This is a genomic window from Morganella sp. HMSC11D09 (assembly GCF_001807955.1).
Lineage (GTDB): Bacteria > Pseudomonadota > Gammaproteobacteria > Enterobacterales > Enterobacteriaceae > Morganella > Morganella morganii.
Genome location: NZ_KV791666.1, coordinates 2,079 through 8,166 on the forward strand (window position 1 = coordinate 2,079; position 6,088 = coordinate 8,166).

At 46.9% G+C, this 6,088-nt stretch carries 5 protein-coding genes and 1 pseudogene; all 6 read left to right on the forward strand.

The window, feature by feature from the left end; translation table 11 throughout:
* A pseudogene (locus tag HMPREF3119_RS19670) lies at positions 1-1,353 on the forward strand (tape measure protein); the annotation flags it as partial.
* A 39-nt stretch (positions 1,354-1,392) separates the two neighbouring features.
* Positions 1,393-1,722: a phage tail protein gene (locus HMPREF3119_RS05750; protein WP_048822323.1), complete on the forward strand. Its 330-nt coding sequence runs from the start codon at positions 1,393-1,395 to the stop codon at positions 1,720-1,722.
* The gene (locus tag HMPREF3119_RS05755) at positions 1,719-2,417 is read left to right on the forward strand and encodes a phage minor tail protein L (RefSeq protein ID WP_036414551.1); all 699 of its coding nucleotides are present in this window, start codon (positions 1,719-1,721) and stop codon (positions 2,415-2,417) included. The genes HMPREF3119_RS05750 and HMPREF3119_RS05755 overlap by 4 nt, the downstream gene beginning before the upstream one ends.
* 3 nt (positions 2,418-2,420) lie before the next feature.
* On the forward strand, positions 2,421-3,134 hold the full coding sequence (locus tag HMPREF3119_RS05760; RefSeq protein ID WP_036414553.1) for a C40 family peptidase: 714 nt from the start codon (positions 2,421-2,423) through the stop codon (positions 3,132-3,134).
* Positions 3,062-3,643 (forward strand): tail assembly protein, encoded by a 582-nt coding sequence (locus tag HMPREF3119_RS05765; protein ID WP_220458854.1) that lies wholly within the window; start codon positions 3,062-3,064, stop codon positions 3,641-3,643. The genes HMPREF3119_RS05760 and HMPREF3119_RS05765 overlap by 73 nt, the downstream gene beginning before the upstream one ends.
* A partial coding sequence (locus HMPREF3119_RS05770) for a TipJ family phage tail tip protein (protein ID WP_246829245.1) occupies positions 3,644-6,088 on the forward strand: 2,445 nt, incomplete at its 3' end.

Sequence of the window (6,088 nt, forward strand, 5' to 3'; positions counted from 1 at the left end):
CAAGCGAAGCAAAAAAAACCCGGTATTAAATATCAAGGGAGGGCGGTATCCGAAGCAAAAAAAGAAGCAACAGAAGCGGAAAAACTCAAACAGAAGATAACCGACTTGGCTAATGCGACGAAAGTTGCAGAGCTGGAAACAAAAGGGCTGTCCCGCGAGGCTGCAATTCTTGAAGCAGTACAGAAGCTTGGTTCAAAAGCTAATTCTGCTCAGATCGCCGAAGTTACAGCACTGGCCGGTAAAGAGTACGACCTTACGCAGAAAATCAAAGACCGAAAAGAGGCTTTTGAGCAAAACCCTCAGGCAAAAGTTGATCAGGACATCAAACATGCCGGTGAGCAGCTTGAACGGCAACTGAAAGGCAACCTCATCACCGAGGAGCAGTATCAGAAACGCAGCATTGAGTTAAAAGCGGAACACGCCAGAAAAACGGCAGAGATAAATGCAAAATCAGCCGTCACTCCTGTTCAGGATATGGTGGCTCAGGTTGATCCTGTTCAGGCGCTGGCTAATGAGCACGCTCAGAAGTTGGCACTGATTAAAAATTTTGAAAATCAGAAAGTTATTACGGCACAGCAAAGTCTTGCGCTGATAAATGCAGCAAACACTGAGTATGAGGAAGCAAGACTGAATGCTCAGTGGGAAATCTGGCGTAATCAGAGTCAGGCCAATCAGTTTCTCGCAGATGGTCTTGATGCTCTCGGTCAGCGCTCATCCAACGTACTGACAGGGCTTATTACCGGCGCACAGAGTCTTAATGATGCATTCCGTAATGTAGCGTCAACCATTGTTGATGAGGCTGTAGGGGCGTTAGTTCAGATGGGGATGCAGCAGATTAAAAATATGGTTGTTGGTGAGGCCATGTCAACAGCAGCGCAGGCATCTACTGTTGCTCAGGCCGTGGCAGTACAATCAGCATGGGCTCCAGCGGCAATGAGTGTTGCTATTGCAACGATGGGGGCGGCGGTTACAGCCGGTTCAGCGTCTTACATGTCAGCCATGGCGGCGAGTAAAACAATGGCTGTCGCCGGTGCCCGTTATAACGGTGGCCCCGTTGACGCTAACAAAATGTATCGCGTTGGTGAGAATGGGCAGCCTGAAATATTCAAGGCATCGAACGGTCATCAGTACATGATCCCCGGTGACAGCGGAAAAGTAATCAGTAACCGGCAGATGGGTGGCGATGGTGGTGTCAGCATGGGGGATATGTACTTCAATTTTCAGGTTCAGGCTCCCAATGGCATGACAGAAAAGGAAGCAACAATGATAACCAGGATGGTTAAAGGTACTGTATATGACGTTCTGATGACAGAAATCAGAAGCGGTGCAATACAAGGTAATCAGCGCTATTAACAGCCACCAGTACGGTGGCTTTTTTAATGGAACCGATAAATGGATGAATTTAAATGGCGTCCTGAGGATGCCTGCCAAATTAATAATGAACCGAAGGTCAGGGTTGCAAAATTCGGCAATGGCTACGAGCAGAGAGCCAAAGACGGAATCAATAATCACCTTAAAACATATAACCTGGCATTCATCAAACCGGTTTCTGTCGGACGTGAAATAGATAATTTTCTCAGTCAGCGTGGGGCAGTGGAATCATTCCTGTGGCTGACTGGGGATGACAAAACCCTGCGGACATTCGTGTGCCGTAGCTGGCAGGTAACGAGGAAACAGTCTGTCTGGCAGATTGATTGTGTATTTGAGGAGGTGGTTGCGTGAGAGATATTCCGGCAGATATGCGGATTGCGGTTACTCAGATTGAACAATCAGCAATGCTTGATTTGTATGAGGTGGATTTAAGTCGCTTCGGCGGGAATGTATACCGCTTTCATGACGGAATGAACGGCCTGTTGAAACCGGTGATTTGGCAGGGTAACCGATATGATCCGTATCCGGTTCAGGTAACCGGACTCAGCATGACAGCGCAGGGAGCGTCAGCAAGGCCGAAGATGACATTCGCCAACATTGATGGGTTGCTGACTGCAATCAATAACGATTATGACGACGCACTGGGGGCGATTGTTACCAGACGGCAGGTTATGGAGCAATATCTTGATGCGGTAAATTTTCCGGATGGAAACAATCAGGCAGATCCGTCCCGTGAGGCTGTACAGAAATTTGTCATTGAGCAACGTGAAAATTCAGACTCAGATTTCGTTACATATGTGCTGGCGCTGCCGACAGAAACAGATAATGCACAAATTCCCGCTCGGGTTATTCAGGCTGATATATGCCCGTGGCGATATCGTGGACAGGATTGCGGGTATGACGGGCCTCCTGTCGCAGACGAAAAGGATCAGCCGACCAATGACCCGACAAAAGATCAGTGCTCTCATAAGTACCGTGGCTGCAAACTTCGCCACTCCTCAGTATTGCCGTTCGGTGGGTTTCTCGGCTCCAACAAACTAGGTTAACCCATGATTGAAAGTAACATTATCGCACATGCAACAACGGAAGGTGTGAGGGAGTCATGTGGGCTGGTTTCAGGAGGAATTTATTTCCCGTGTACCAATATTCACCCTGACCCGGAAAATTATTTTGAAATCAGCTCAGAGGAATGGCTGAGAGCTGAGAGTCATGCAGAAGTGGAAGCTGTCGTGCACAGTCATCCGGCTGGACTGCCATTTTTAAGCGCGGGCGACAGGGATATGCAGGTTAAAACCGGATTACCGTGGTGGCTCGTTTGTGATGACCGGTTACTGAAATTTAATCCTGTTCCGCGATTGCTGGGGCGTGAGTTTAATCACGGTGTGCAGGACTGCTACAGCATTATCCGGGATGCTTACCATTTGTGCGGCATCAGTCTTGATAACTTTGAGCGACATGATAATTGGTGGTACACCGGTGACAATCTGTATCTGGATAACATTTCCGGACAGGGTTTTTATCAGGTTGATGAAGTACAGGATGGCGACGTTATTCTTATCTGCCTGGGTACATCAAAACCTTGTCATGCGGCGCTATATATCGGTAATCAGGAGATTCTTCATCATCGCCCTGATCGTTTGAGTAAGCGGGATGTTTACGGTGGCTACTGGTTTAAATTCACACACAGCATATGGAGGCACAAACAGTGGTCAGACTACAGTTTGCTGGCTATTTACGCCGATATGGACGCCGGTTTGAATTAGAGGTCAGCAGCGCAGGTGAGGCGTTAAGATGTCTGTGTTATCAGATTGACGGATTAAAACGGGAAATAAACCATGGGCAGTTCAGGGTACGCGTTGCCGGTCATGATATGACTGAGGACTGCATAGTGGCAGGATTAAACACCCCACTTAATGATAATGATGTTATCACGATAGTGCCGGTTATAGGTGGCGCAAAATCAGGTGGCTTCCTTGGCATTATCGGCGGCGCAGCGCTAATTGCCGGGGCATTCTTTATTCCGGGCGGTTTTCTGGCAACGATGACATCGACGGCTATGTTTGCTGCCGGTGTCGGGATAGCGGCAGCAGGGGTGGCAACGATGCTGACAAGAACACCGGGCGCACCAAATTTCAGTGAAGGCAATTCAGAAAGTAACCAGTATTTCAGCTCACTTTCCAACAGAATCGGGCAAGGATATCCCGTTCCGCTTTGTTATGGAGAGATGGTGGTTGGCTCAAATGTGATTTCACAGGGGTTGGAGACAGTATAAATGGGCAAAGGTGGTGGCGGCGGAAGCACGCCGAATCTGGTTGATGACAACCTGAAAAATAAGCAATTTCTCAACATTATTGATTTGGTGTCAGAAGGTCCTATAGAAGGACCGGTTGGCGGAATGCAGGGATTCCTGCTGAACGGAACGCCTATAGTCGATAAACAAGGTAATCCGAATATTCGCGGGGTCGAGGTTCAGTGGAGATCGGGTACGCAGTCTCAGTCTCCGCTCGATGGTTTCCCGTTTGTTGAGAAAGAAATACCTGTAAACGTGGAAGTGAAAAAAGAAACACCGATATTGCGTACGGTATCTGATCAGGAAGTCGATCGCATTCGCTTTACATTAGGTGTTTCGGCGCTGGTAAAACAGGACAACAAAGGCAACCAGGAAAACACTTCTGTTCAGATGCTTGTCGAGATTAATGCTGGCAGCGGATGGGTGACAGAAAAAACAATCACAATAGGTCCCGGGAAAATAAGTGGTCAGTACCTTGAATCACATATTATTAACGCGCCAAAGCAAAAGCCGTTTCAGATAAGAGTATCGCGCCTCACTGATGACAGTAAAAGTGACCTTCTTAAAAACGGGACGGTGTGGGCCAGCTATACAGAAATTACGGATGCTAAATTTTCATACCCAAACTCCGCTGTGGTTGGTATGCGCATTGATAAATCTCAGTATGGTGACACGCCTAGACGTACATATCATATCAAAGGGCTGATTGTTCAGGTCCCGGATAATTATGACCCGGAAACCCGCAGCTATAACGGTATATGGACGGGGAGGTTTAAGCCTGCATGGACAGACAATCCCGCATGGATTTTTTACGATCTGGTGACCAATGAGCGTTACGGGATTGGTTCCGTGATGGGGCGTTTTGGTTGTGACCGGTTTGCTTTGTATGCGATAGCCAGGTATTGCGATGAAATGGTTTCGGATGGGTTTGGCGGCAAAGAGCCACGATTTACTTTCAATGCCTATATTACCTCACAGCGGAAAGCGAAAGACGTTATTGATGATTTGGCATCAGTATTTCGCGGAATGCCTTTATGGGATGGAGTGCAGTTAACCTGCTTTCAGGACAGGCCCGCAGATCCGGAATGGACATACACAAACTCAAATGTTATCGGCGGGAAATTCAATTATACATCAACAGCTAAAAGTGCAAGGCATAATGCAGTTGAAGTTTCATGGATTAACCCGGATAACGGCTGGAAGGAAGAGAGGGAGTTTATACAGGATGATGGTCAGATCATAAGATTTGGCGGACTGAATGTTAAGAAAGTAACGGCTTTCGGTTGCACCAGCAGGGGGCAGGCTCATCGTGTTGGTAAATGGATTCTGGAAACAGAGAAGCTTGAGACTGAAAGTGTAACATTCACGACTTTCAGGGAGGGTATTAATTGTCTTCCGGGTGACATCATTGAAATAGCGGATGATTCATTTGCGGGTTCAAAAGTCGGTGGCCGGGTTTTAGATGTTGTTGGCAGCAGAGTAAAAACAGATGCACCTATAAAATGGTCTTCTGGTGATAAGGGATATTTTGCGTACCTCGGCGGCAGCGGGAAGTTCATCAGAACAGAAATATCATCAGTAGATGGCGATATTGTTATCCTGAAGAGCGAACCAGCCGGACTGCAAAAATTCGGTGTGTTTTCTGTATCGAAAAACACGCTGATTACGCGAATGTTCCGGGTACTGACTATTACTGAAGATAAAGACGGTAACTATCAGTTTAACTGTATTCTCCATGAACCAAAAAAGGAGCGCATTGTTGATGATGGTGTTAATTTCACCGGCAATCCGCCTGCACAAAATACGGTTCGAATCCCTGACATTGAACGCCTTTCCGTAGCTTATATCAATGACAGCTCTCAGGTTCAGGCCAGAGTTATGTGGGCCATGGCAACCGCTAACCGCAATATTTCTTACGTTGTTTCTGTTTATAAAGATGACAAGGTTGTCTTTACTGGTGAAACGTCTGATCTTGAATATTATTTCAACGGATTGGCCGCTGGGGAATATCAGGTTGGCGTACGCGGCAAAGATAAAAATGGAATGCTGGGAAGCGAGTCGACAGTGCTGATGGTTATTGGTGCACCAGCGGCCCCTTCGTTTATCAGAGTTGAGTCAGGCTTCTTTGAGGTGAAATTGATACCACATATCAGTGCCCCGCACACACTGAATACTGAGTTTGAATTTTGGTTTTCCGGCGAGCAAAGAATCACCAACATTAATAACATTGAACAGGAGGCTGAATTCCTTGGCAGGGCAAAAGTATGGTCAAAAGGTCAGTTAAAGCCCGGACATGATTACTGGTTTTATATCCGAAGTATTAATGAGTATGGTCAGTCTCATTTTATTGAAGAAAAAGGTCAGTCCAATAACCATGCGGATGAAATATTCGATGTAGTGCAAAAAGAGCTCGAAGACTCAGCCATC

Coding starts and splice junctions, on each gene's coding strand:
- HMPREF3119_RS05750 (WP_048822323.1), top strand. CDS start 1,393: ATGGATGAATTTAAATGGCGTCCTGAGGATGCCTGCCAAATTAATAAT.
- HMPREF3119_RS05765 (WP_220458854.1), top strand. CDS start 3,062: ATGGAGGCACAAACAGTGGTCAGACTACAGTTTGCTGGCTATTTACGC.
- HMPREF3119_RS05760 (WP_036414553.1), top strand. CDS start 2,421: ATGATTGAAAGTAACATTATCGCACATGCAACAACGGAAGGTGTGAGG.